Raw genomic sequence first — 23,578 nt, forward strand, 5'->3', positions numbered from 1 at the left:
TATACTCGTCAGCACTCTCTGTTAAAGAGTGCCAGCCAATCCGGACAGAACAGCACAGGACGAAAAAATGAGCCTACGCCCCTTGCACGACCGCGTGATCGTGAAGCGACTCGACCAGGAAACCACCACCGCGTCGGGCATCGTGATCCCCGACAGCGCCGCCGAAAAGCCCGATCAGGGCGAAGTGATCGCCGTCGGCCCCGGCCGCAAGGATGCGGACGGCCAGCGCATCGTGCTCGACCTGCAGGTCGGCGAGCGCGTGCTGTTCGGCAAATACGCGGGCCAGGCCGTCAAAGTGGACGGCAACGAGTTTCTCGTGCTGCGCGAGGAAGACATCGTCGCGGTCGTCAATCAATAACGGAGCGCAATCATGGCAGCCAAGGAAATCATTTTCAGTGACATCGCACGCTCGAAGCTGACCGAAGGCGTGAACATTCTCGCGAACGCGGTGAAGGTCACGCTCGGGCCGAAGGGCCGCAACGTCGTGCTCGAACGCAGCTTCGGCGCCCCCGTCGTCACGAAGGACGGCGTGTCGGTCGCGAAGGAAATCGAACTCGCGGACAAGCTGCAGAACATCGGCGCGCAGCTCGTGAAGGAAGTCGCGTCGCGCACCAGCGACGCTGCCGGCGACGGCACGACGACGGCCACCGTGCTCGCGCAGGCGATCGTTCGCGAAGGCCAGAAATACGTGGCGGCCGGGCTCAACCCGCTCGACCTGAAGCGCGGCATCGACAAGGCCGTCGCAGCGGCCGTCGAGGAGCTGAAGAAGATCAGCAAGCCGACCACCACGAGCAAGGAAATCGCGCAGGTCGCGACGATCTCCGCGAACGGCGAGGAATCGATCGGCCAGCGCATCGCCGAAGCGATCGACCGCGTCGGCAAGGAAGGCGTGATCACCGTCGAAGACGGCAAGTCGCTCGCCGACGAGCTCGACGTCGTCGAAGGGCTGCAGTTCGATCGCGGCTACCTGTCGCCGTACTTCATCAACAATCCGGAGAAGCAGGTCGCCGAGATCGAAAGTCCGTACATCCTGCTGCACGACAAGAAGATCTCGAACATCCGCGACCTGCTGCCGGTGCTCGAACAGGTTGCGAAGTCGGGCCGCCCGCTGCTGATCATCGCGGAAGACGTCGAAGGCGAAGCGCTCGCGACGCTCGTCGTGAACAACATCCGCGGGATCCTGAAGACGGTCGCGGTCAAGGCGCCGGGCTTCGGCGATCGCCGCAAGGCGCTGCTCGAGGACATCGCGATCCTCACCGGCGGGCAGGTGATCGCCGAGGAAACGGGCCTGACGCTCGAAAAGGCGACGCTCGCCGAGCTTGGCCAGGCGAAGCGCATCGAGGTCGGCAAGGAAAATACGACCGTGATCGACGGCGCGGGCGACGCGAAGAACATCGAGGCACGCGTGAAGCAGATCCGCGTGCAGATCGACGAAGCGACGTCGGATTACGATCGCGAGAAGCTGCAGGAACGCGTCGCGAAGCTCGCGGGCGGCGTCGCGGTGATCAAGGTCGGCGGTGCCACCGAAATCGAAGTGAAGGAGAAGAAGGACCGCGTCGACGACGCGCTGCACGCGACGCGCGCGGCCGTCGAGGAAGGCATCGTGCCGGGCGGCGGCGTCGCGCTGATCCGCGTGCGGCAGGCGATCCGAGAACTGAAAGGCGTGAACGCCGACCAGGATGCCGGCATCAAGATCGTGCTGCGCGCGCTCGAGGAACCGCTGCGCCAGATCGTCACGAATGCGGGCGAGGAAGCGAGCGTCGTCGTCGCGAAGGTCGCGGAAGGCACGGGCAACTTCGGCTACAACGCGCAGACGGGCGAGTACGGCGATCTCGTCGAGTCGGGCGTGCTCGATCCGACCAAGGTCACGCGCACGGCGCTGCAGAACGCGGCGTCGGTGGCCGGGCTGCTGCTGACGACCGATGCGACCGTGTTCGAAGCGCCGAAGGATGCCGCGCCGGTCGCCGGCCCGGGCGGCCCGGGCGCGGGCGGGCCGGGGTTCGATTTCTGATGATGGACGGTGCGCGCTGGTTCGCCGGCGTGCGCGCGGTCTTGCCGGAACATGAAACGCGTGGCGACGGAAGTCGTCACGCGTTTTTCTTTGGAATCGGCCGTATGCGTGGCCGTTACCGCGCTCGGGTAAGATGAAAGCCCGTCTGCCGCTACCGCCCTCCACGCCATGTCGACCACCGTCAACACCCTGCTCCCGCTCGCCGGCGTCCTGCTGCTGAGCGTCGCCAGCCCCGGCCCGAACTTCGTGATCGTCACGTCGACCGCGGTCGTGTCGCGCCGCGCGGGTGTGATGACGGGGCTCGGCCTCGCCGCCGCGTCCGGCACCTGGGCCGCGATCGCGATTGCCGGGCTGAGCCTGCTCGTGACGCACGTTGCATGGGTCCACACCGCGCTGCGGCTCGCGGGCGCCGCGTATCTGATCTGGCTCGGCCTGAAAATGGTCGTGACGGCGCGCAAGCCGCTGCCCGTTTCCACGCCGGCTGCTGCGTCCGACTGGAACGCGGCGAAAAAGGGCTATGTCGTCAGCATGACCAACCCGAAATCCGTCGCGTTCTACGGCAGTATCTTCGCGCTGATGGTGCCGACCCAGGCGCCCGCTTGGCTCGATCTCGCAGTCGTCGCGCTGTCGGTCGCGATCTCCGCCGCGTGGTATTGCGCGATGGCGCTGCTTGCGTCGCATCCTTCCGTACGCCGGCTGCTGGTCCGGCGCAAGGCCGTGCTCGATACTACGGCCGGGCTGCTGCTGATGGGCGTTGGCGGAAGGATGCTGGCTGGACGCTGATTCGCGGCGCACGTTCCGCTCATGGTCATGCCGACCGTTCAGGCGCATGGCTGTGGGCCAGCGGCGGCGCGAACTACACGTTCCAGGGCACACCTTGCCGCACCAGCGCGCATCTCTGGCCGTGCACGTAGCGGGTGCATTACGTACCTTTACGACCTTTTTACTTGCGCCCGCGAATACGTTCACTAGAATGAGTTCGCCATCCATCACCGAGCACGCATCATGCGCATCCGAAGTCCTCGCCCTCCGAGTTGCTTTTCTGCCTGACAGGCAGGACGCCTGCGTCTCGCTTCCCCGAGCCACCGTCCTGCCGCCTGGCGGACGGTGCGCGCCGTAGTCATTCCCGTGCACGCCTGAACACGACGTCGATGCGATAACCGCGCATCGCGAAGCGTGCGCTCGATCCTGTGTGCGCGGCATATCGCGTGCAACGACGCATCATCGATCCGCCGATCCGGTCCATTTACTTTGCATTCCTGATTTCATTCCGGGAAATTCCCGTTTTCGGAGCCAGTTCATGTTCGAGATCGACAAGCAGTACACACGCGAATTCATCCACACCGCCTGCGGCGGCAGCAAGCAGGGATTCCTGCCGACGAAGAACGGCAAGGTCGTGGCCGCCTGCCTGCGCACGGACCTCAACCCGCACGCGCCCGACGTCATCCTCTGCGACGGCAGCGCGTCCGCGCGCTCGGCCGGCAGGACGCTCGCCGCGCAACGCGATGCGATTCCGGTGTTCATCAAGACGGCAACCGACGCCTACCGCTTCGTCGGACAGTACGTCGTCTGCGAATCGCTCACGGCGCCGCTCGACTGTGCGCCTTACGTGCGCAACAGCGGCTTCACCGCCGCGCAGATCTCGCGCGTGCTCAAGCTCAAGCGCAGCTGACACGCTTGCGCGGCGCATCGCGCGCCGCGTCCCCGTCGTCTTTCATACAGGAGCAATCATGCTTGGCCTGACGTTCTGGAAACACGTGATCGGCGCGCGGACCGATGCAGTCCGCGACAACAGGACAATCGCGCACGACCGGCACCGCCGGGTGTCGAGAACGCTCGTGCTGACCAGCGCCGCGGTGGCGTTCGCGGCGATCGCGTTCGGTGCGCCGGTCGTCGGCATTTCGGTCTTTCTGCTGACGACGTTGCCGTTTGTGCTGTCGGGTACCTGAGGCGCCCGTATCGGGCTCGGTTCCAACAGCGATCGATACGAAATTTTAATACCGCGCCCCTACGTCTCTGACACCGTCTTTACGCGGTTTTGTCTAGGATTTCCCTGTCATCCCGACACGGAGAGATCCGCATGCAAACGCAGCAGGCCGCCGCCGGCGGCCAACCCGACCTTCCCCACCGACGCAGCGGCACACCACTCGCGACGCGGCTGGCCGACGCGTGTCCGCCGGAGCACATCCTGCTCGACGTCCCGGTGGAAAGCGCGATCCAGCTGTTCGACCTTGTCGCGCGCCATATCGAGCGCACGAGCGGCGTGTCCGCCGAACGGATCCGGACCGAACTCGTCAGGCGCGAGCAGCTCGGCTCGACCGGTCTCGGCCAGGGCGTCGCGATTCCGCATGCGCGCGTCGACGGGCTCGGCTCGGCCGTCGCACTGTTCGTTCGCGCGCTGTACCCGTTCACGTTCAACGCACCGGACCGCAAACCCGTGCGCGAATTCATCGTGCTGGTCCTGCCGCAAGCGGACGACCGCGCGCACCTCGAACTGCTCGCCGACGCGGCGCGATGTTTCAGCGAGCGCGCGTTCCGGCAGGCGTCGCGCGACGCGCAGACGCCCGGCGACATTCACCGGTTGATGCAACACACCCACTGATGCCGCACGACGCGGCGACAGGCACTCCCTTCATCCTTTCGGATTCCCATGTTCCCAGACCCTGAAAGTCCCACTATTGCGTCGCGGCGCGTAGCCGGCCTGGCCCGCTCGCTGCCGTTCATGCAGGCCCTGCACGGGCAGACCGTCGTCATCGTCGACGATGGCGCCGCGAACGATGCGCGCACCCGCGCGGCCTTCGCGCAGGATGTCGCGCTGCTCGCACTCACCGGCGTTCGCCCGATCGTCGTCCAGGGCCGACCGGCCGCGTTCGAGACGCAATCGGTCCACACCGCGCACGCCGCGATGGCCGGCGTGAATCATGAACTGGTGCGCCTGATCGGCAGCCACGGCGCCAGGGCGATCGGCATCGACGGTCACGACGGCGGCCTGCTGGTCGCCAGCGCGGAACCCGACCGCGCCAACACGAGCGCGGTCACGCGGTTCGACGGCGCCGCGTTGAATGCCTTTCTGGAAAACGGACTGGTGCCCGTCGTGATGCCGGTCGCACCGGACGACACGGGTCACGATCGCCTGCTGCGCCCGGAACGCCTCGGCAGCCTGTTCGCGCAACGCACGGGTGCCGTCACGCTCGTGATGATGGTCGGCAGCGCGTTGCTGCACGAGCTTGGCGAACTTGCCGGGCTGTACGGCATCACGGAACTCGAACAATGGCTCGCCGAGCATCCGGCCGCCGACGCGGCGCCTTGCGTGCGGGAAGCGCTCGATGCACTCGCGCATGGCGTGCAGAACGTCCACCTCGCCGATATCGGGCAACCCGAATCGCTGATCGACGAACTGTTGACGGAGGAAGGATCGGGCGTGGTGTTCTGTCGGCGCGGCAACACCGACCTGCTGTCGGAAACCCGCCGCTACTTCGCCGATTCCGCGTGCGTGCTGCGCGACGGATTCAGCGTCGAGAAGAAACCGGTCGTACGGTTCTGACCGGGTAGCAAGAAAGCGCTTGCGGCGACCCGAAAAGGCCGCCGCAAGCGTGCAACCTCAACGACGCGTCGCCAGTCGCCGCACGACACGCACGAGTGCATCGACCTCGTCGCACGTGTTGTAGAACGCAAGCGACGGGCGCACTGTCGCCTCAAGCCCGAAACGCCGCAGGATCGGCTGTGCGCAGTGATGCCCCGAGCGCACCGCGATGCCCTCTTCGTTCAGCGCCTGTCCGACCTCCTCGGTTTCATAGCCCTTCAACACGAACGACAGCACGCTCGCCTTGTCGCGCGCAGTGCCGACGAGCCGCACGCCCGGCACCGGCGCGAGCACGCTCGTCGCATACGCGAGCAGGTCGTGCTCGTAACGCGCGATGTTCTCGATGCCGACGCGGTTCACGTAGTCGAGCGCCGCGCCGAGCCCCACCGCATCGGCGATGTTGCCGGTGCCGGCCTCGAAACGATTGGGCGGCGGCTGAAACACCGTGCGCTCGAACGTCACGTCCGCGATCATGTTGCCGCCGCCTTGCCACGGCGGCATGTCTTCGAGGATCGCGCGCTTGCCGTATACAACGCCGATACCGGTCGGCCCGTAGATCTTGTGCCCGGAGAACACGAAGAAATCCGCATCGAGCGCCTGCACGTCGACGCGTATGTGCGAGATCGACTGCGCGCCGTCGACGAGCGCCTTCGCGCCCGCGCGATGCGCAAGCTCGACGATCTCCTTCACCGGCACGACCGTGCCGAGCGCGTTCGACACCTGCGTTACGGACACGATCTTCGTGCGGTCGTTGAGCAGCTTCCGGTATTCGTCGAGCAGCACCTGCCCCGAATCGTCGACCGGAATCACGCGCAGCTTCGCGCCTTTCTGCGCGGCAAGCTGCTGCCACGGCACGATGTTCGCGTGATGCTCGAGGTTCGATACGATGATCTCGTCGCCTTCGCCGACGTTCTGCACGCCCCACGACTTCGCGATCAGGTTGATCGCCTCGGTCGTGCCGCGCACGAACACGATCTCGTCGGGCGACGATGCGCCGATGAAGCGCTGCACCGTTTCCCGCGCATGCTCGTAGGCATCCGTCGCGCGGCCGGCCAGGGCATGTGCCGCACGGTGAATGTTCGAGTTCTCGTGTGCGTAGAAGTAGGCGAGCCGGTCGATCACGGCCTGCGGCTTGTGCGTCGTCGCCGCGTTGTCGAACCAGACGAGCTGCTTGCCGTTCACGCGCTCCTGCAGGATCGGGAAATCGCGGCGAATCGCGTTCACGTCGAACGGCGGATGCGCACCGCGATACAACTGACCTTGAGGCTCAGCTGCATGCGTATCGTCGATGAAGTAACGCGGCACGTCGGCGCCCGATGCACGCGACACCGGCACGTCGCGATGCACGGCGAGCAGCTCGCGCAACGCATCGTCGCCCGGCAGCCCGAACGCTTCCGGCGACGCTAGGCCGTTCGACGGCACGACGATGTCCTGCGGCGTCGCCTGCCAGCCCTGCAGCGAACCGTCGGTGAAGTAGTACGGCGACGCCTTAGCCGCACCTTCCGGTGCCGGCGCATTCACCTGCGGCACGCCGAGCGCCGCGCCGCCGACACGCGGTTCGAGCGCGGGCGCGATCGACACGACGTTGTCGGGCAGCCCGTTCTGCGCGGCCGCATGCGGCGCAAGCGCCGGTGCGCGGTTGCCGAGCGACAGCACATGCGTCGGCGCGGACGGCGCGAGGTTCGCGCCGGGCACTTTTCCTTGCGGCAGCGCGAGCCCCGGCACGCCGGTGCCCGCTCCGCCCGGGCCCGCGAGCGGCGAGCCGCCCGGCACCGGGTTGCTGACCGACGCGAGGATCGGCGCGGCCGCCGGCAACGCGGACGGCACGCCGCCGGCCGCACCGCTGCCGGCCGACAGCCCGGGCGCGGTGGCCTGCCCGGGCGGCGTCGCGAAGAACTCCGACGCGAGCCGCGCGAGCGTTGCCGGGTCGGGCAACCCTGCCGGCAGCGGCGCGTGCGGCAGCGCGTGCGCGTCGCCGCCGGCCAGGCCGGGATTAACGGTAGGTGTCGGGATAGTCATGGAACTTGGCGATTTCGACGTCATCGAGGACAGCCAGCGCATCCGGCGAATGGACCGCGAGCGAGCAATACAGCGAGATCAGGTACGACGCGATCGCCTGGTTGTTGATCCCCATGAAGCGCACCGACAGGCCCGGGCCCTGCTCGCCCGCGACGCCCGGCTGATACAGGCCGACGACGCCCTGGCGCTTGTCGCCGACGCGCAGCAGCAGGATCTTGGTCTTGCCGTCCGCAACGGGCACCTTGTCCGACGGGATCAGCGGAATGCCACGCCACGTGAGGAACTGCGAACCGAACAGGCTGACCGTCGGCGGCGGCACGCCGCGCCGTGTGCATTCGCGGCCGAACGCAGCGATCGCGAGCGGGTGCGTGAGGAAGAACGCCGGCTCCTTCCACACCTTCGTCAGCAGCTCGTCGAGATCGTCCGGCGTCGGCGCGCCCGTCAGCGGGAAGATCCGCTGGTCGTCCGTCACATTCGCGAGCAGCCCGTAGTCGGGGTTGTTGATCAACTGGCTTTCCTGCAGCTCCTTGATCGTCTCGATCGTCAGGCGCAGCTGTTCCTTGATCTGGTCATGAGGACTGCTGTAAAGATCGGAGATCCGCGTATGCACGTCGAGCACCGTGCTGACCGCATTCAGGAAGTATTCGCGCGGCTGTTCCTCGTACGGCACGAAGGTCTGCGGCAGCACGCTTTCGTCCTCGAGCTGCGTGCACGCAGCGCGCACGGCTTCCGGGTTCTTCACCTGGTTCAGGCGATAGATGCCAGCCTCGACCGGCACCCATTGCAGCAGATGGGTCAGCCAGCGCGGCGTGATCGTGGAAAGCTGGGGGACGGTCTTGGTAGCGTTCGCTAGTTGGCGGGCGGCGTGATCGCTCAGCGCGGCCGTGCCGCTTGCAACGGTCGACATGTGTGGCTCCGGGTTCTTAAGATGAAAAACGGGATTGCTTATGACGCTGGGTGATTATCGGAAGCACGCCCCTGCCGGCTCAACATGCTATAGCCGTCAGGCGGTGCAACCGAACGGGAAACGGTGCGACGCGGCCTCAGGTGACGTACACGCCCGGCAGCAGCATCGAGATCGAAACGTCGAACGCGCGCGCGATCTTGTCGGCCGTGACGATCGACGCGATCGCCTCGCCACGCTCGATCTCGCCGACATACGAACGGTTCAACCCCGCGTGCTCGGCCAGCTGCTCCTGCGACCACGTGCGGGCTTCGCGCAGCTTGCGCACGTTGGCGCCGAAGTGATGGATGAGGTCGCTCATCGCGCCTCCTAGGCAACCCGCGCCGCCGCGCGCGGCACGGCGTTCGCTTCGCTGCGCAGCACGGCCTGCGTGACGTTTTCGCCGGCCGGCACGTCCTGCGTGAGCCACACGTTGCCGCCGATCACCGCGCCGCGCCCGATCGTCACGCGGCCGAGAATGGTCGCGCCCGCATAGATCACGACGTCGTCCTCGACGATCGGATGGCGTGCGAGCCCTTTCTCCAGATGGCCGGCCGCATCGCGCGGGAAGCGCTTCGCGCCGAGCGTGACAGCCTGGTACACGCGCACGCGCTCGCCGATGATCGCCGTTTCGCCGATCACCACACCCGTGCCGTGATCGATGAAGAAGCCCGCGCCGATACGCGCGCCCGGATGAATGTCGATGCCCGTTTCCGCATGCGCCTGTTCGGCGATGATCCGCGCAAGCAGCGGCAGGCCGAGGCCGTACAGCTCGTGCGCGAGCCGGTGATGGATCATCGCGAGGATGCCCGGGTAGCACAGCAGCACCTCGTCGACGCTGCCGGCCGCCGGATCGCCGTGGAACGCGGCCAGCACGTCGCTGTCGAGCAGCCGGCGGATCTCGGGCAATCGCGCGGCAAAGGCCTGCACGGCTTTCGACGCGACGTCATCGACGCGATCGGGCGGCGGCCCGTCGGCATTGCGCTGGCGCGCGGCGTAACGCAATTCGAGCGTCACCTGCGCGAGCAGCGCATTCAACGCCGCGTCGAGCGCATGGGCCACGTGGAAGTTCTCGCTTTCCTGCCGAAGATCCGGCGGCCCGAGCCGCATCGGAAACAGCACGCCCTTCAGCGCGCCGATGATCTGCGCAAGCGCTTCGCGCGCAGGCAGGTCGCGCCCACCCGGTTCGAGCGAGCGCCGCTGCTTCTCGCGCCACGCGCGGCGCACCGTCTGCAGCGATTGAACGATGTCGTCGATGTCAAATGCGGCCATGCTGCTTTCTCCCTGTCCCGGCCGTGAATCAGTCCTGCGCCCACGGCAGGCCACGCAAGCGCCAACCGTTCTGGCTACCGCGATGCTGCCGCTCGTCGAGGTCACCCTCGAAGCCTTCGAGCACATTGAATACCTGCGTGAAACCGCCCTTTGTCGCGGCCTCGGCCGCCTGCGCCGAGCGGTTTCCGCTGCGGCACAACAACAGCACGACGGCCTCCTTGCCGGTCTTCGCTTCCAGCTCGCGCACGAAGCGCGGGTTGCGCGTCAGGCTCGTGCCGGTCGCCCACGGCACATGCAGCGACTCCGGCACGTGGCCGACGAATTTCCGTTCCTCCGCCGTGCGTACATCCACCAGCAATGCATCGCCGGCCGAGAACAACGCCCACGCGGCTTCCGGCGCAACGCCACCCGCATAGGGCGTGCCGGCCGCCACCGCCGCCGCGCGCGCGTCTTCGAGCGCCTGCTGTGCAGCGGTTCGTTCTTCCAGTCCAACCGTCATGACACTTCCTTGTTTTCGTAGATTCGTATGAACAAAAACACCGGGAATTCGGCCGTTGCAGCTTGCGTGCTGTCTATAGCCGTCAGCGCCACTATGCGAGTGCGCTCGGGTAAGCAGAACCAATAAAAATTCATTTCCTAATCAGCGCCGCGGGGAATGCAATAGCAGACGCGCGCTATCGGCGCGGGCTCACTGGCGGGCTGGAAATGCAGGGCGAGGACCGTTCGATGTCATGCACCGAAGGGTTTTGAAAGGAAAAGAGAGACGATCAACGCGGCGCACGCCGCGTTGTCATGGAATCCGAAATGGAACGAACGGGCAGTCGAGAATGGCACGCGCATCGCCGACGCACGCGCCCATCAAACCATCACGACACCGGATCGACCGGCGCGATCGACACGCCACGCGCTTCGATATCGCGCCCTGCGAGCAGACACAGATCCTCGCGATGATGCGTAGCCACCACCTGCACGCCCACCGGCACGCCGTTCACGAGCGACGTCGTGACGGCCAGCCCCGGCAGCCCCATCGCGGGCAGCGCGCGCAACGTGAGTTGCGCTTCCCACACGCGCTCGAAGCCGTCCGGCTCCTGGCGGTCGAGATCGTCGGCGAACGGCAGTTCCGATGAGACGGGCAGCAGCAACACCGGATACGCGTCGAGAAACAGCCGCCATTGTCGCGTCAGCGTCGTACGCCGGACCAGCGCCCGGCTGATCACGTCGGCCGGCAGGTCACGCACCTTGCCGCGCACCGCGGCAATCACCGCCGCCGCGCCCGGATCGCCGTCCTTCTCGACCGAATTCGCCAACGCATCGAAACCGTCGCCGAGCCATAGCTGTTCCTGCAGCAACGCAGCTTCGCGCATCGGCGGCGTATCGTCGATCTCGTCGACGGTCCAGCCCGCGTCGACCAGCCGGCGCGCGGCATCACGCAACGCGGCCTCCACGTCGGGCACGACCTGCAAGCCGCCCGGGCGCACGCACAGCGCCGCGCGCTTCGGCACCTCGTGCCCGTCGAACGGCACAGCCACATTCCATGGATCGCGCGGGTCCGGCGCAGCGAATGCACGCAGCGCGAGCGACAAGTCGTCGATCGTGCGCGCGATCGGCCCCGCCGTCGACATCAGCTGCGCGCCGACCGCACGCTCGGGCGACGACGCATTGAACGCCGGCACGCGGCCGAGCGACGGCCGGATCCCGTGCACGCCACACGCATACGCCGGGTAGCGCACCGAGCCGCCGATGTCGGTACCGACCGCAAGCGGGCCGATCCCGGCCGCCACCGCGGCCGCCGCACCGCCGCTCGATCCGCCCGGCGTCAGCGACACGTTGCGCGGATTGCGCGTGTGGCCATGTACGAGATTCGACGTGAACCAACGCAATGCGAACGTCGGTGAATTGGTGCGGCCCAGCAGGATTCCGCCAGCCTTCCGGATATTGGCGACCACCGGGCTGTCGGCCTGTGCGATCAGGTTTTCCTGCAGGCGTGTGCCGTTGGTCGTCGCAAATCCCGCCTGATCGATGTTGATCTTCACGGTGACGGGCACGCCCGCGAGCGGCCCCGGATCGTCGCCACGCGCGAGCGCGCGATCGACTTCGTCGGCCTGCCGCCGCACGTCGTCGGGGCGGTGTTCGACCACCGCATTGATCGCCGGATTCACTGCATCGAGACGATCGAGCACGGCGTCCGCCACTTCGCGCGCGGACACTTCACGCTGACGCACGCGTTTCGCGAGTTCGGTTGCGGACAGTTGCCAGAGTTCGGTCATGACTTCTCCTGGTGGAAAGACATCACAAACGTTCCCGGTGCCGCGCTTCCTCACGAAAGCACGGCACCGTGTTCACTCACTGCGTATCCTGCTTCGCGCGTTCGGCGGCCGCGATGATCGCGTCGGCCACGGCCTTCGGCTGGCTCAGCATCGCGACATGGCTGCCGTTCACACGCGCAACCGTCGCGCCGATCCGCTTCGCCATCGTTTCCTGCAGCGCAGGATCGATCATCTTGTCCTGCGTCGCGACGACGAACGTCGATGGCTTCGCATGCCACGCGGCCTGTGAGACCTTCTCCGAAATGCAACCGCTATACCACGGCCCCTGGGTCGCGGCAACGATGCGCTGTTGCGCAGGCGGCAAGTCCGGCGCGAAATCCTGCGCGATCGCCTTGTCCGACAGCCGGGCGAAACCGCCTGCATCCTTGTGCAGCTCGCCGGCCCATGCCGGCGCCGGCAATCCTTGCGTGACATCGGCGATCGACTGGCCGTTGTCGGGCGCGAACGCCGCGACGTACACGAGCGACTTCACCTTGTCGTTGTTGCCGGCATCGCTGATCACGACGCCGGCCCATGAATGGCCAACCAGCACGACCGGCCCCCTCTGCTCGTCGATCGTGCGCTTCGTCGCGGCCGCATCGTCGGCGAGCGAGCTCAGCGGATTCTGCACCGACACCACGTGCAGCCCGCGTGCCTCGAGCAGCGGAATCACGCGGTTCCAGCTCGACCCGTCAGCGAACGCGCCGTGTACGAGCACGACGTTCGTGCCCTTAAGGTCCTTCGTCGGCGCAGCCTGCGCCGCGACCGCACCGAACAATCCGCCGATCACCGCGGCGGACACCAGAACGCGTTTCATCAAACCGGCCATCGTCATGCTCCTTTCTCTGTCGTGTTGTTCAAATGAAGTGCTGCACCGAAGGCCGCGCCTGCATGCAACAGGCGCGGCACCCGATCACGAATGCGCGTACAGGTCGTCGGCCGCATTCCGTGCGGCGCGCGATTGCGCCGAGTCGCGATGGCCGGCAGGCGTCGACGCATCGGCCACGTTGTCGCCTTGCGACTTCGACGGGCCGTTCTGGTCGGAACGCGCCACCTGCAGCGCGGCGATAACGTCTTCCGGGTAGTGCGGCTCGCTACGTGCCGGGTTGTAGCCGGCCTGTTCGAGGCGGACGAGTTCGGCACGCACGTCGGCACGCGTGAGGCTGTGGCCGGTATCGGCGAACGACAAAACGGGAGCGACGGCGAGGACGGCAACGGCGAGGATTCGAGCGGCTTTCATGAGAGTTCTCCTTGACGGAAGTTGAGGTGTCGATCACTTGGCATCCGGTGCGAACGTCTGGCACCGAACGTTTGCTGCATGTCGACAGTAGAACCCGCCCACGTATCCGCCATGTTTCCGGAACCGGTGCTTTCTGCATGCCAGTTTTTCAGGAGCGCCCGCAGATACAGTGCGATACAAACCCGCTTGCCGATGCGCGCGTTCACGCCCACGCACCATAAAAAAAGCGTGCCTCGCACGGCACGCTTTTTCCATCGATCTCACATCGTCGTTTCACGTCACGGTGCAAGCCGCGTGAACACGTAGTCATGGTTCTTCACCAATGCCTGGTGACACGCAAAGCACGTCTGATGCTGGCCGATATCGGCCGGCACGCCGTTGATGAAGCGCCCGAAGCCCCAACCGCCCGTCGACGCATAGCGGCGCGAATCCTTCACCATCACCTGCACGGTCGTCGCCTTGCCGGGTACTGTCGCCGACGCGAACTCGTCGGACTGCTTGCGCTTGTACGCAAGCTTCACGAGGATCGTGCCGTCCGGAAACGGCAGCGTCGCCTGTTCGAGCGCGCGGATCGCAACGGGGTTGCCGAGCACCACGCGCAGTTCGTCGAGCGGCGCGGCCTCCTCGGCCGGTGCGACCATTTCCCACTTCCGGTACCCAGGCGGGATCGTCACGCCGTAGATCGGCGATGCAGCCGCGGCCGGCTTCGGTTGCTCCGCGAACGCGGCCGGCCCGCTCGCCGACAGCGCGCCGCCCAGCAGCACGCCCGCGACGAGCACGCGGCGCGCGCCGCGCTGCACTACGCCCATGCCAGCCCGCATCAGAGATGCTCCACTTGCAGGATCGCATCGGCAAACGCCTGCGGCGCTTCCTGCGGCAGGTTATGGCCGATGCCGCCGGTGATCGTCCGGTGCTGGTACTTGCCGGTGAATTTCTTCGCGTACGCGGCCGGTTCCGGATGCGGCGCGCCGTTCGCATCGCCTTCCATCGTGATCGTCGGCACCGTGATCGCCGGTCCGGCCGCCAGACGCCGCTCGATGTCGTCGTATTGCGCTTCGCCCTTCGCGAGCCCGAGGCGCCAGCGATAGTTGTGAATCACGACGGCCACGTGATCGGGGTTCTGGAACGACGCGGCCGAACGCGCATAGGTTTCGTCGGAGAACTGCCACTTCGGCGACGCGAGTTGCCAGATCAGCTTGTTGAACGCATCGCGGTTCGCCGTGTAGCCGAGTTCGCCGCGCTCGGTCGTGAAGTAGAACTGGTACCACCACTGGAATTCGGCCTGCGGCGGCAGCGGCTTGCGGTTCGCCTCCTGGCTGCCGATCAGGTAGCCGCTTACCGACACCAGCGCCTTCACGCGCTGCGGCCACAGCGCCGCGATGATGTCGGCCGTGCGCGCACCCCAGTCGTAGCCGCCGAACACGGCACTGTCGATTTTCAGCGCATCCATCAGCGCGACGATGTCGACGGCCGTCACGGCCTGCTGGCCGTTGCGCACCGTGTCGGCCGAGCGAAACGTCGTCGAACCGTAGCCGCGCAGGTACGGCACGATCACGCGATAACCCGCCTTGACGAGCAGCGGCGCGACTTCCGCGTAGCTGTAGATGTCGTACGGCCAGCCGTGCAGCAGGAACACCACGGGGCCCTTCTTCGGCCCGAGATCCGCATACCCGACGTTGAGCACGCCTGCGTCGATCTGGTGGATCGTGCCCAACGACGACACGCCGGCTGCACGCTTCCCGGTCGATGCATCAGGGGCGGACTGCGCACGCGCCAGCGCGCTGAACCCGAGGTCGGCGAGGCTCAGGCTCGCCAGCGTCGTGCCCAGGATCAGGCGGCGGCGGGTGTTCACGGTATCAGGCATGACTCGTTCTCCATTGTCGATCGCTAAGGAAGAGGCCCGCGGCACGTGCGGGCAATCAGGTGTCGCCGTTCGCAGCGGCGGCGCATGGCACCGCGCCGCCGTGTGAATCGCTTCACCGGTTTTATATCCGAACCATCCGGAGGCTTTGTATCCCAACGTATCCGTGTGCGAACACGACACACAGCGATTCAAAAATCACGCGAGAAACGACGCTGTCGGGCGGCCGCGCGGCACACGCGGCGCCCGTGCGCCGGTACGTCAGAACAGCTTGGCGATCGCGGGCACACTGAGCACCGCGACGTAGTAGCCCATGAACTGCACGCCCGTGTTGAACGCGAACAGGCGCGACAGCATCCCGCCGAACAGGCCGATCGTCACGATCACGGCGAGCCCCAGCAACTGCCCTTCCCAGACGCCGATCACGACGATCAGCCCCGCGAAGGTCGCGATGATCGCCTCGTGGCTCAGCTTGCGCGCAACGAACGACGCCGCGCGGTGCGCATGGTGCATCGCGAGCGGATATGCGATCAGCGCGGCCAGCAGGATCGACAGCAGCCCGTAGCCGAGGAACTCGGGCCAGCTCATCAACGTATGCAGGTTGTGGATCTGCCCGCTCGCCGCATCGACCGTGAAGCGCGGCGGCGCATTGAACAGCGGCGCGGCCGGCCCGGCCGCCACCGGGGCTCAGCGGCAACCCGAACGCAATCAGCGGAATCAGCGCCTCGGCGATGTAGGTCGCCTCCGTCACACCGTTACGCGCGGCGATCACCGTCGTCAGGCGCTGATAAGCGTGACGCACACGCGCGCCGACGATCTCGCCCATCAGCACCGTCATCGCGACCGGGCTGAACACGAAGGTCGCGCTCGACACGGCGGCCGTGCCGACCGTCCATGCGACCTGCTCGCGGTCGAGCACCTTCAGCGGATTCGGGAAATAGCCGCGCCAGCTTTTCACGTCGGGTGCGAGCACGAACGTCGACGGCCCGTCGCGGCGCATGCGCCGCCGCTCGGCCGGCGACAGGATCGAGAACAGGTCGGCCACCAGCGGCCCGATCGCGATCCCGAGGAAGTAGCTGACGCTCAGCTTCACGCCGTAGTGGCCCGTCAGCGCCTGCAGCCCGACCACCAGCATCACGAACGGCACGAGCAGCAGCACCGATGCCCAGCGCCCCGCGGAGAAGTACGCGATGCCGATGGCCGCCGCGAGGAACACCCACGGCGCGGCCTTCGCGATCGCGGCGCCAAACGGCGCGAGCAGCGACGCGAACAGCACCGCGAGCGGCAGCGCGACGAACGCGGCGACGATCGCGCCCGAGATCATCTTGCGCAGCGCGATGTGCGGCACGCCGAGCGCACGCAACAGCGTCGCCTGCTGCAGCAGCGGTGCGGCCATCGTGTCGCCGGGAATGCCGAGCAGCGCGGTCGGGATCGAATGCGTGATGTGCTTGGCCACCGCACCGGCGAGGAAGAACGTGAAGACGCCGGCCGGCGGCACGCCGAGCAGCGCGACGAGCAATGTAAGCGGCGCGATCGTCGTCGTTTCGTCGGTGCCGGAGATCAACCCGATGCCCGAGAACACGATCGCGCCGAGCAGCCCCATCGCGAACGCGGCCGGCAGCGCATGCAGCAGTGCGTCCATCAGCGGCCTCCCGCGCGTGCGCGCCCGGACGATGCGTCGTACGACGCGAACAAGTCGAGCAACCCGAGTTCCTCCATCTCGGCACGCGCGCTGGCCGACAGGTCGCTCGTCGAGCCCAGCCCGCCCGATGCTTCCGCGAGCTGCCGGAGCGCCTCGTCGCGCTCCGCGCCGCCGGCCGCATGTTCGATCACCGTGCGCTTCGGCTTGAACAGCACCGCGCAGATCGTGCCGGCCAGCAGGCAGCCGCCGAGGCCGATCAGCATCGCGTAAGCACGCGCAATCGCCACGTCGTGGACGAACGATGCGAGCACGACGCGGCCGATCTCGAACGCGCCGAGGCTGATCGCGATGCCGAGCAGCACCGACCACGCAAGATGTTTCGTCGCCACCGTGTCGCCCCACACCTCGACGAGCGTCGAGGCCGCCGCATCGGCGCCGGCCAACTGCCGCGCGCGATGCGGCGCGGTTGCGACCGCGCTTGAACCGGTCTGTTCCATGTGTCTCCTCCTGGATTGATATGTCGCCGGTCTGGCCGGCGTGGCGCGCTGCACGCCGCACGTATCGCGCGGCGCGCAGTCCGCGCGTCAGCCGCCGCTGCGGCCCGCGAGCAACTCGACCGCGAAGTCGGTGCGCACGTCTTTCGCCGCGACCATCTGCTGCGCGATCCGGTCGATGTCCGCGCCGGTCGCACCCGCCGCGACGGCGATGTTGCGCGCATGCAGCGCCATGTGGCCACGCTGGATGCCTTCGGTCGCGAGCGCACGCAGCGCACCGAGATTCTGCGCAAGCCCGACCGCGACCGCAATTTCACCGAGTTCCTGTGCGGACGTCACGTTCATGATCTTCAGCGCGAGACGCGCGAGCGGATGCGTCTTCGTCGCGCCGCCGACGAGCCCGACCGGCATCGGCATCTCGATCGTGCCGACGAGATCGCCGTTGGCGGCCTTCTCCCACGTGGTCAGCGACGTATAGCGACCGCTGCGGCTCGCGTACGCATGCGCGCCGGCCTCGACCGCGCGCCAGTCGTTGCCGGTCGCGACCACGACCGGATCGATGCCGTTCATGATGCCCTTGTTGTGTGTCGCCGCGCGGTACGGGTCGGTCGCCGCGAACACGTACGCGTCGATCACGCGGTCGATCACGTCTTCGCCGGAATAGGCGTCGGTCGCAAGCGTGGCGGCCGAGTACCGTACCTCTGCACGCGCCAACCGGAGATCCGCCAGGTTGGACAGTATCCGCAACCGTACCTGGCCCCCGGTAATCGCTTCGATCCGCGTTGCGACGGTTTCGGCCATCGTGTTCACCGTGTTCGCGCCCATCGCGTCGCGCACGTCGACGATCAGGTGCGCGACGACCATCGCGCCGCGCGGCGTGTCGGGGAATACATGAACCTCGATGTCGCGGCAGCCGCCGCCGAGACCGACGAGCACCTTGTCGCGGCTGTTCGCGAGTGCGATCAGCTCGGCCGCGTGCCGCAGGATCGCGAGCCGCGCGCCGTACGGATCGCCGACGCCGATCACCTGCACCTGCGCGCGCATCAGCGGGCCGCTGCTCGACGTGCGGAAGCCGCCGGCCACGCGGGACAGTTTCGCCATGTACGAGGCGGCCGCAACGATCGACGGCTCCTCGACGGCCATCGGCACGATCACGTCACGGTCATTGATCCGGAAGTAACCGGCCACGGCCATCGGCAGCTCGAACGTGCCGATCACGTTCTCGATCATCCCGTTCGCGGTATCGAGCGGCAGCGCGCCGGGTTTCGCGAGCAGCGCGTACTCGGCATCGTCGAGCCCGACGGCGCGGGACAGGTGGGACAGACGTTGCTCGGGCGTGAGCGAGCGGAAGTTCGGCAAGGCGGAATCGGTCGGCATGATGGGTCTGCTGTTTCAGGGTGGCGGTGTCGCCCGTCGGCGCTTGCGGCGGGCAGCGGATAGCCGAATAATAGTCACGCTGTACCCATTGAAAAGGTACAGAACGCGCAGACAGTCACCCAACCGTACCCATGACAGTAGGCAGGTCCGACGGAACAATCCGATGAAACAGCGTGCAAAAGCCAGCCTGTCTGGCGCGATGGCGGACAATCTCGCCAGACAGATCGAGGAAGGCGTGTTGCCGGCCGGCGCGAAGCTGCCTTCCATCAGGGAATACGCTGAGGCGTCCGGTTGCTCGAAGAACACCGTGATCAGCGCGTTCGAGATGCTCGCGGCCGACGGCCTGATCGAGCCGCGCCGCGGCTCCGGCTTCTTCGTCACGCGCCGCGCCGTGGCCGCCCCCGAGATCGACGAGCCGAGCTCGCTCGACCGCGCGATGGACATCGTGTGGCTGATGCGTGAGCAACTACATGTGAAGCCCGACGTGCTCAATCTCGGCGAAGGTTTCCCGCCGATCGAGTGGCTCGAGGAAACGCGGCTGAACCAGTACCAGCAGCGCATCATGCGCACGAGCGCCGCGTCGCTGTTCCGCTATGGCAGCCGCTTCGGCTACCTGCCGCTGCGCCAGTCGCTGCAGCAGAAGCTCGCCGGCTACGAGATCGAGGCGCCGCCCGCGCAGATCGTGCTCACGCATGGCGCGAACCAGGCGATGGACCTCGTGCTGCGCTACTTCGTGCGCCCCGGCGACACCGTGCTCGTCGACGATCCCGGCTACTACCCGCTGTTCGGCAAGCTGAAGCTGAGCGGCGCGAATATCGTCGGCGTGCCGCGCGAAATCGACGGCCCCGACGTCGCGAAACTGGCCGAACTGATTGCCGAATACCGGCCGAAGCTGTTCTTCACGCAATCGGTCGGGCACAACCCGACCGCGACCGATACGAGCGCGGCCAAGGCGCACCGCATTTTGCAGCTCGCCGACGCGCACGACCTGATCATCGTCGAGGACGATGCACTCGCCGACCTGCGGCCGCGCTCGCTCACGCGCATCGCGACGCTCGACCAGCTGCGCCGGACCATCTATATCGGCAGTTTCTCGAAATCGGTGTCGGCTGCGCTGCGGGTCGGCTTCCTGGCGTGCAACGCCGCGCTTGCCAGCGATCTCGCCGACGTGAAGATGCTGACGCATGTCAGCAGCTCGGAATACTGCGAGCGCACGCTCGACGCGATCGTCAGCGACGGCCACTTCCTCAGGCATACGAATCATCTGCAGGAGAAGCTGCGGCGCGCGACCGGCACTGCGCTCGATGCGCTCGGTCGTCTCGGTGCGGAGGTCTATCGGCCCTGTGACCAGAACCTGTATCTGTGGGCCGCGCTGCCCGGCTGGCCCGATTCGATGCAGCTTGCGCAGGCGATGCTCGAGCGTGGCGTGATCCTCGCGCCCGGTGCGGTGTTTTCGCCGCAGGCCGATCGGCCGTCGAAATATTGCCGGTTCAATGTCGCGTATCTCGCGGACAAGCGGTTTGCGCAGGCGTTGAGTGCGGTTGCGTAGAAATGAACGCGGGCCGCACAACCACCGGCCCGCATTCACCGCGCCTACTCCGCTTACGCGCGCCGCAACGGCCTGAACCCTGCCCGCACCTCACGCGCAAACAATTCCGGCTCTTCCCACGCCGCGAAATGCCCGCCCTTGTCGACTTCGTTGAAGTAGATCAGGTTGTGATAACTGCGCTCGGCCCAACTACGCGGCGCTTGATAGATCTCGCCCGGAAACACCGTGATCGCGGCCGGCAACGCGATATCCACCGCGTTGAAGTTGTTCGAGTGATCCTCCCAGTAGATCTGCGCGGCCGATGTCGCCGTATTCGTCAGCCAGTACAGCGAGATGTCGTCGAGAATCTCGTCGCGCGGAATCGAGCGCTCCGGCACGCCGCCACTGTACGTCCACTGCGAAATCTTGTCGTACATCCACGCGGCCTGCCCGGACGGCGAATCGGCGAGCGCATAACCGACCGTCTGCGGGCGCGTGACCATCATCGCCGAGTAGCCGCAGTTGTCGCGATAGAACGTCGCGAGCTTCTCGTACGCGGCCTTCTCCTTCGGCGACAGCGAAGCCGGCGCGGGCGAATCGGTTGCGAGCAGTGTCGCGATGTCCGGCGGCACCGTCGCCGGCATGTTCACGTGAATCCCGGCCAGGCCCTGCACGCGCTGCATCGCCATCCGGTGCGAGATCACCGAGCCGCAGTCGCCACCCTGCGACACGAAGCGCGTATAGCCGAGCCGCGCCATCAGCTCGCCCCACGCACGCGCGATGTGGTCCGAGCCCCAGCCGGTTTTCGTCGGCCGGCCCGAAAAACCAAAGCCCGGCAACGACGGCACGACGACGTGGAACGCATCGTCCGCGCTCGCGCCATGCGCGGTCGGATCGGTCAGCGGGCCGATCGCCTTCAGCAGCTCGAAGATCGAACCGGGCCAGCCGTGCGTCATGATCATCGGCATCGCGTTCTCGTGCCGCGACCGCACGTGGATGAAGTGAATGTCGAGCCCGTCGATTTCCGTGATGAACATCGGGAAACCGTTCAGGCGCGCCTCGCCCTTGCGCCAGTCGTAGTCGGTGCCCCAGTAGCGCAGCAGCGCCTGCATGCGCGCGAGCCGCACGCCTTGCGATTCGTCGGCGACGGTCTCGCGGCCCGGCCAGCGCGTCGCGGCAATGCGGCGACGCAGGTCGGCGACGGCGTCATCGGGAATGTGCGCGGTGAACGGGCGTATGCCGCTCGCGCCGGTTGCAGCATGCAGCGCGGTGGGCAGCATCGCCGAGACCCCGGCGGCCACGGAAGTGGCCAGCAGGTGGCGACGCATCGGGGAAAACGGTGTGGAAGACATCGTTCGGCATCTCCTTTCGTGAAGTGGAAAGTGAACATGCCGCGCGCGGGATCGCGCCCAGGCTTTCAATCCGGCACGCCCTCGTCACACGGCGTCGCCCATTTGAAAGATCTGATGTATCCCGGATTTGTCTGATTTGTATGCGTTTGTAGTTGCCGCGCGGCGAGCGGCCCGACTCGCCGCCCGCTCGCCGTCGCGACGCTCAGAGCGCCTTGACGATCGCGCCGTCGACGCGAATGTTCTGCCCGGTGATGTAGCCCGCGCCGTCCGACAGCAGGAACGCGACCGTCTTCGCGATCTCGCCGGTCTTGCCGAAGCGGCCGGCCGGAATGCGTGCGACGATCTCCGGAGTTTCCGGCCAGCTGTCGATGAAGCCCGGCAGCACCGCGTTCATCCGGATGTTCTCGGCCGCATAGCGTTCCGCGTACAGGCGCGTCCATGCGCTCAGCGCCGCGCGCAGCGCCGACGAAACGGGCATCGGCTGCTCGGGCGCGTCCGCCGCGAAACTCGAGATGTTGACCACCGCGCCGCCGCCCTGCTTCTGGAAGATCGGCGTCACGCGGCGCATCACGCGCACCACGTTCAGCAGGATCAGGTCGAGGCCGGCGTGCCAGTTGTCGTCGGTGATCGCCAGCAGATCGCCCTTCGGCGGATGGCCGGTGTTGTTCACGACCGCGTCGATCCGGCCGTAGCGCGCGACCGTTTCCTGCACGAGCCGGTCGATATCGGCCTCTTCCGTCACCGAGCCTTTGATGCCGAAGCCGCCCAGTTCCTCGCCCAGCGCCACCGCGCTGCCCGATGGCGACATCAGCGCGACGCGATAGCCCGTCGCCGCCAGTTCGCGCGCGATCGCCGCGCCCATGCCCTTGCCCGCCGCCGTGATCAACGCCACTTTTTCTACAGTCACGATTTGCTCCTCGTTTCGATTCTGCCGCCGCGCAGCCGCCATTCGGCGCGCCATGGTGGTAATGTAGGCGCATCAAATCCGGCTGTCGAATCAGTATTTCTGCCGCCAGCCGATAGTTTTTCTACAGCCTTCCGATGCCGCCACGCCCTTCCCGCCTGCCGCCGCTGAATGCGCTTCGTGCGTTCGAAGTGTCCGCGCGGCACCTCAATTTCCGCGCCGCGGCCGACGAGATCGGCGTCACGCAGGGCGCCGTCGCGCAGCAGGTGCGCCACCTCGAGGACGTGCTCGGCCTGAAGCTGTTCGAGCGCCTGCCGCGCGGCCTTGCGCTCACGCACGACGGCGCCGCGTATTTCTCCGACGTGCAGCGCGCGCTGCACGCGATCGCCGACGCGACCGACAAGCTCGTGAAGCGGCGCGCGGCGCTGACGATCAGCACGACACCGTCATTCGCATCGAAGTGGCTGATCCCGCGGCTCGCGCACTTCACCGAAGCCCATCCCGACTACGACGTGCGCGTGATCGCCGATCCGCAGATCGCGACGTTCCGCCACGATGGCGTCGATCTCGCGATCCGCTACGGCAAGCCGCCGTTCGGCAAGCATCTCGTCGCGCATGCGCTGTTTCCGCTCGACGTGTGCGCGGTGTGCAGCCCTGCCGTGCTGGCCGCGCCGGCTTCACCGCGTGCGCTGGCCGGTCAGGTGCTGCTGCACGACGCGCACGACCTGTGGCCGGAGTTCCTTGCAGCGATGCCGGAGCCCGTCGATATCGATCCGCACAAGGGGCTGCGCTTCAACCAGACCTCGCTCGCGATCGATGCGGCCGTCGCCGGCCAGGGCATCGCGCTCGCAACCGATCCGCTCGTCGAGCGCGACATCGCCGCCGGCCGGCTGTGCAAGCCGTTCGATTTCGCGTTTCCGCTGTCGATGGGGTTCTATCTCGTGTATCCGGCCGAGCGCCGCGACGACGATGCGATCGTGGTGATGCGCAAGTGGATGACCGGACAGGCAGTGGCGGACGGGCGGCCTTGAGCGCCTTGAACGTCC

General features: G+C 66.9%; 23 protein-coding genes and 1 pseudogene. 9 read left to right on the forward strand and 15 right to left on the reverse strand.

The window, feature by feature from the left end:
- Positions 1-67: 67 nt before the first annotated feature.
- From groES to KEC55_RS24700, 7 genes are all read left to right on the forward strand, one after another.
- Entirely contained in the window at positions 68-358 is a 291-nt protein-coding gene (groES, locus tag KEC55_RS24670) for a co-chaperone GroES (RefSeq protein ID WP_048248265.1), read from the forward strand.
- 12 nt (positions 359-370) lie between these two features.
- Positions 371-2,011 carry a chaperonin GroEL gene (groL, locus tag KEC55_RS24675; protein ID WP_282507750.1) on the forward strand — a complete coding sequence of 547 codons (1,641 nt, stop codon included), beginning with the start codon at positions 371-373 and terminating at the stop codon, positions 2,009-2,011.
- A gap of 168 nt (positions 2,012-2,179) precedes the next feature.
- Entirely contained in the window at positions 2,180-2,794 is a 615-nt protein-coding gene (locus KEC55_RS24680) for a LysE family translocator (protein ID WP_282507751.1), read from the forward strand.
- Positions 2,795-3,311: 517 nt separating this feature from the next.
- A complete protein-coding gene (locus tag KEC55_RS24685) occupies positions 3,312-3,683 on the forward strand; it encodes a DUF6697 family protein (RefSeq protein WP_282507752.1) in 372 nt (123 codons plus the stop codon).
- A gap of 58 nt (positions 3,684-3,741) precedes the next feature.
- The gene (locus tag KEC55_RS24690; RefSeq protein WP_282507753.1) at positions 3,742-3,960 is read left to right on the forward strand and encodes a hypothetical protein; all 219 of its coding nucleotides are present in this window, start codon (positions 3,742-3,744) and stop codon (positions 3,958-3,960) included.
- Between the two features lie 131 nt (positions 3,961-4,091).
- A complete protein-coding gene (locus tag KEC55_RS24695; protein ID WP_282507754.1) occupies positions 4,092-4,613 on the forward strand; it encodes a PTS sugar transporter subunit IIA in 522 nt (173 codons plus the stop codon).
- A 48-nt stretch (positions 4,614-4,661) separates the two neighbouring features.
- Positions 4,662-5,555, forward strand: a complete 894-nt coding sequence (locus KEC55_RS24700) for an acetylglutamate kinase (protein ID WP_348995494.1) — start codon at positions 4,662-4,664, stop codon at positions 5,553-5,555.
- Positions 5,556-5,612: 57 nt separating this feature from the next.
- Here the strand turns inward: KEC55_RS24700 and KEC55_RS24705 are convergent, their stop codons facing one another.
- The 13 genes and pseudogenes from KEC55_RS24705 to KEC55_RS24765 form a co-directional block, all read right to left on the reverse strand.
- Positions 5,613-7,613 (reverse strand): family 2A encapsulin nanocompartment cargo protein cysteine desulfurase, encoded by a 2,001-nt coding sequence (locus KEC55_RS24705; protein ID WP_282507759.1) that lies wholly within the window; start codon positions 7,611-7,613, stop codon positions 5,613-5,615.
- Positions 7,588-8,520, reverse strand: coding sequence for a family 2A encapsulin nanocompartment shell protein (locus KEC55_RS24710; protein ID WP_021156739.1), 933 nt, complete (start codon positions 8,518-8,520; stop codon positions 7,588-7,590). Before KEC55_RS24710 ends, KEC55_RS24705 begins: the two co-directional genes overlap by 26 nt.
- A 136-nt stretch (positions 8,521-8,656) precedes the next feature.
- Entirely contained in the window at positions 8,657-8,878 is a 222-nt protein-coding gene (locus KEC55_RS24715) for a helix-turn-helix domain-containing protein (RefSeq protein WP_059237663.1), read from the reverse strand.
- Between the two features lie 8 nt (positions 8,879-8,886).
- The gene (epsC, locus tag KEC55_RS24720) at positions 8,887-9,828 is read right to left on the reverse strand and encodes a serine O-acetyltransferase EpsC (protein ID WP_282507760.1); all 942 of its coding nucleotides are present in this window, start codon (positions 9,826-9,828) and stop codon (positions 8,887-8,889) included.
- A 28-nt stretch (positions 9,829-9,856) separates the two neighbouring features.
- Complete coding sequence (locus KEC55_RS24725) at positions 9,857-10,327, reverse strand: rhodanese-like domain-containing protein (RefSeq protein ID WP_282507761.1); 471 nt, start codon at positions 10,325-10,327, stop codon at positions 9,857-9,859.
- A 367-nt stretch (positions 10,328-10,694) separates the two neighbouring features.
- Positions 10,695-12,095, reverse strand: a complete 1,401-nt coding sequence (locus KEC55_RS24730) for an amidase family protein (RefSeq protein WP_282507762.1) — start codon at positions 12,093-12,095, stop codon at positions 10,695-10,697.
- A gap of 76 nt (positions 12,096-12,171) precedes the next feature.
- The gene (locus KEC55_RS24735) at positions 12,172-12,963 is read right to left on the reverse strand and encodes an alpha/beta fold hydrolase (protein WP_282507763.1); all 792 of its coding nucleotides are present in this window, start codon (positions 12,961-12,963) and stop codon (positions 12,172-12,174) included.
- 84 nt (positions 12,964-13,047) lie between these two features.
- The gene (locus KEC55_RS24740) at positions 13,048-13,374 is read right to left on the reverse strand and encodes a DUF4148 domain-containing protein (RefSeq protein ID WP_282507764.1); all 327 of its coding nucleotides are present in this window, start codon (positions 13,372-13,374) and stop codon (positions 13,048-13,050) included.
- A 278-nt stretch (positions 13,375-13,652) separates the two neighbouring features.
- On the reverse strand, positions 13,653-14,195 hold the full coding sequence (locus tag KEC55_RS24745; protein ID WP_282507765.1) for a cytochrome P460 family protein: 543 nt from the start codon (positions 14,193-14,195) through the stop codon (positions 13,653-13,655).
- The gene (locus tag KEC55_RS24750) at positions 14,195-15,238 is read right to left on the reverse strand and encodes an alpha/beta fold hydrolase (protein WP_282507766.1); all 1,044 of its coding nucleotides are present in this window, start codon (positions 15,236-15,238) and stop codon (positions 14,195-14,197) included. The genes KEC55_RS24745 and KEC55_RS24750 overlap by 1 nt, the downstream gene beginning before the upstream one ends.
- A gap of 258 nt (positions 15,239-15,496) precedes the next feature.
- Positions 15,497-16,877: pseudogene (locus tag KEC55_RS24755) on the reverse strand (tripartite tricarboxylate transporter permease).
- Positions 16,877-17,374 (reverse strand): hypothetical protein, encoded by a 498-nt coding sequence (locus KEC55_RS24760; RefSeq protein ID WP_282507767.1) that lies wholly within the window; start codon positions 17,372-17,374, stop codon positions 16,877-16,879. The pseudogene KEC55_RS24755 and the gene KEC55_RS24760 overlap by 1 nt, the downstream one beginning before the upstream one ends.
- 87 nt (positions 17,375-17,461) lie before the next feature.
- A complete protein-coding gene (locus KEC55_RS24765; RefSeq protein ID WP_282507768.1) occupies positions 17,462-18,748 on the reverse strand; it encodes a hydroxymethylglutaryl-CoA reductase, degradative in 1,287 nt (428 codons plus the stop codon).
- A gap of 163 nt (positions 18,749-18,911) precedes the next feature.
- Here KEC55_RS24765 and KEC55_RS24770 point away from each other — a divergent pair, with 163 nt between their 5' ends.
- Complete coding sequence (locus KEC55_RS24770; protein ID WP_282507770.1) at positions 18,912-20,297, forward strand: PLP-dependent aminotransferase family protein; 1,386 nt, start codon at positions 18,912-18,914, stop codon at positions 20,295-20,297.
- 53 nt (positions 20,298-20,350) lie between these two features.
- On the opposite strand, the gene KEC55_RS24775 is transcribed toward KEC55_RS24770, so the two are convergent.
- Positions 20,351-21,628 (reverse strand): epoxide hydrolase family protein, encoded by a 1,278-nt coding sequence (locus KEC55_RS24775; RefSeq protein WP_282507771.1) that lies wholly within the window; start codon positions 21,626-21,628, stop codon positions 20,351-20,353.
- A gap of 202 nt (positions 21,629-21,830) precedes the next feature.
- A complete protein-coding gene (locus KEC55_RS24780) occupies positions 21,831-22,535 on the reverse strand; it encodes an SDR family oxidoreductase (RefSeq protein ID WP_282507772.1) in 705 nt (234 codons plus the stop codon).
- Positions 22,536-22,669: 134 nt separating this feature from the next.
- On the opposite strand from KEC55_RS24780, the gene gcvA reads away from it, so the two are divergent.
- A complete protein-coding gene (gcvA, locus tag KEC55_RS24785; protein WP_282507773.1) occupies positions 22,670-23,563 on the forward strand; it encodes a transcriptional regulator GcvA in 894 nt (297 codons plus the stop codon).
- Positions 23,564-23,578 lie beyond the last annotated feature (15 nt).

Origin of the sequence: Burkholderia cepacia, from assembly GCF_029962485.1 — a bacterium.
Classification (GTDB): domain Bacteria; phylum Pseudomonadota; class Gammaproteobacteria; order Burkholderiales; family Burkholderiaceae; genus Burkholderia.

What these genes read in the sequence shown, in the direction of transcription:
- groES (WP_048248265.1), top strand. Translation starts at nt 68, where the DNA reads ATGAGCCTACGCCCCTTGCACGACCGCGTGATCGTGAAGCGACTCGAC.
- groL (WP_282507750.1), top strand. Translation starts at nt 371, where the DNA reads ATGGCAGCCAAGGAAATCATTTTCAGTGACATCGCACGCTCGAAGCTG.
- KEC55_RS24680 (WP_282507751.1), top strand. Translation starts at nt 2,180, where the DNA reads ATGTCGACCACCGTCAACACCCTGCTCCCGCTCGCCGGCGTCCTGCTG.
- KEC55_RS24685 (WP_282507752.1), top strand. Translation starts at nt 3,312, where the DNA reads ATGTTCGAGATCGACAAGCAGTACACACGCGAATTCATCCACACCGCC.
- KEC55_RS24690 (WP_282507753.1), top strand. Translation starts at nt 3,742, where the DNA reads ATGCTTGGCCTGACGTTCTGGAAACACGTGATCGGCGCGCGGACCGAT.
- KEC55_RS24695 (WP_282507754.1), top strand. Translation starts at nt 4,092, where the DNA reads ATGCAAACGCAGCAGGCCGCCGCCGGCGGCCAACCCGACCTTCCCCAC.
- KEC55_RS24700 (WP_348995494.1), top strand. Translation starts at nt 4,662, where the DNA reads ATGTTCCCAGACCCTGAAAGTCCCACTATTGCGTCGCGGCGCGTAGCC.
- KEC55_RS24705 (WP_282507759.1), bottom strand. Translation starts at nt 7,613, where the DNA reads ATGACTATCCCGACACCTACCGTTAATCCCGGCCTGGCCGGCGGCGAC.
- KEC55_RS24710 (WP_021156739.1), bottom strand. Translation starts at nt 8,520, where the DNA reads ATGTCGACCGTTGCAAGCGGCACGGCCGCGCTGAGCGATCACGCCGCC.
- KEC55_RS24715 (WP_059237663.1), bottom strand. Translation starts at nt 8,878, where the DNA reads ATGAGCGACCTCATCCATCACTTCGGCGCCAACGTGCGCAAGCTGCGC.
- epsC (WP_282507760.1), bottom strand. Translation starts at nt 9,828, where the DNA reads ATGGCCGCATTTGACATCGACGACATCGTTCAATCGCTGCAGACGGTG.
- KEC55_RS24725 (WP_282507761.1), bottom strand. Translation starts at nt 10,327, where the DNA reads ATGACGGTTGGACTGGAAGAACGAACCGCTGCACAGCAGGCGCTCGAA.
- KEC55_RS24730 (WP_282507762.1), bottom strand. Translation starts at nt 12,095, where the DNA reads ATGACCGAACTCTGGCAACTGTCCGCAACCGAACTCGCGAAACGCGTG.
- KEC55_RS24735 (WP_282507763.1), bottom strand. Translation starts at nt 12,963, where the DNA reads ATGGCCGGTTTGATGAAACGCGTTCTGGTGTCCGCCGCGGTGATCGGC.
- KEC55_RS24740 (WP_282507764.1), bottom strand. Translation starts at nt 13,374, where the DNA reads ATGAAAGCCGCTCGAATCCTCGCCGTTGCCGTCCTCGCCGTCGCTCCC.
- KEC55_RS24745 (WP_282507765.1), bottom strand. Translation starts at nt 14,195, where the DNA reads ATGCGGGCTGGCATGGGCGTAGTGCAGCGCGGCGCGCGCCGCGTGCTC.
- KEC55_RS24750 (WP_282507766.1), bottom strand. Translation starts at nt 15,238, where the DNA reads ATGCCTGATACCGTGAACACCCGCCGCCGCCTGATCCTGGGCACGACG.
- KEC55_RS24760 (WP_282507767.1), bottom strand. Translation starts at nt 17,374, where the DNA reads ATGGAACAGACCGGTTCAAGCGCGGTCGCAACCGCGCCGCATCGCGCG.
- KEC55_RS24765 (WP_282507768.1), bottom strand. Translation starts at nt 18,748, where the DNA reads ATGCCGACCGATTCCGCCTTGCCGAACTTCCGCTCGCTCACGCCCGAG.
- KEC55_RS24770 (WP_282507770.1), top strand. Translation starts at nt 18,912, where the DNA reads ATGAAACAGCGTGCAAAAGCCAGCCTGTCTGGCGCGATGGCGGACAAT.
- KEC55_RS24775 (WP_282507771.1), bottom strand. Translation starts at nt 21,628, where the DNA reads ATGTCTTCCACACCGTTTTCCCCGATGCGTCGCCACCTGCTGGCCACT.
- gcvA (WP_282507773.1), top strand. Translation starts at nt 22,670, where the DNA reads ATGCCGCCACGCCCTTCCCGCCTGCCGCCGCTGAATGCGCTTCGTGCG.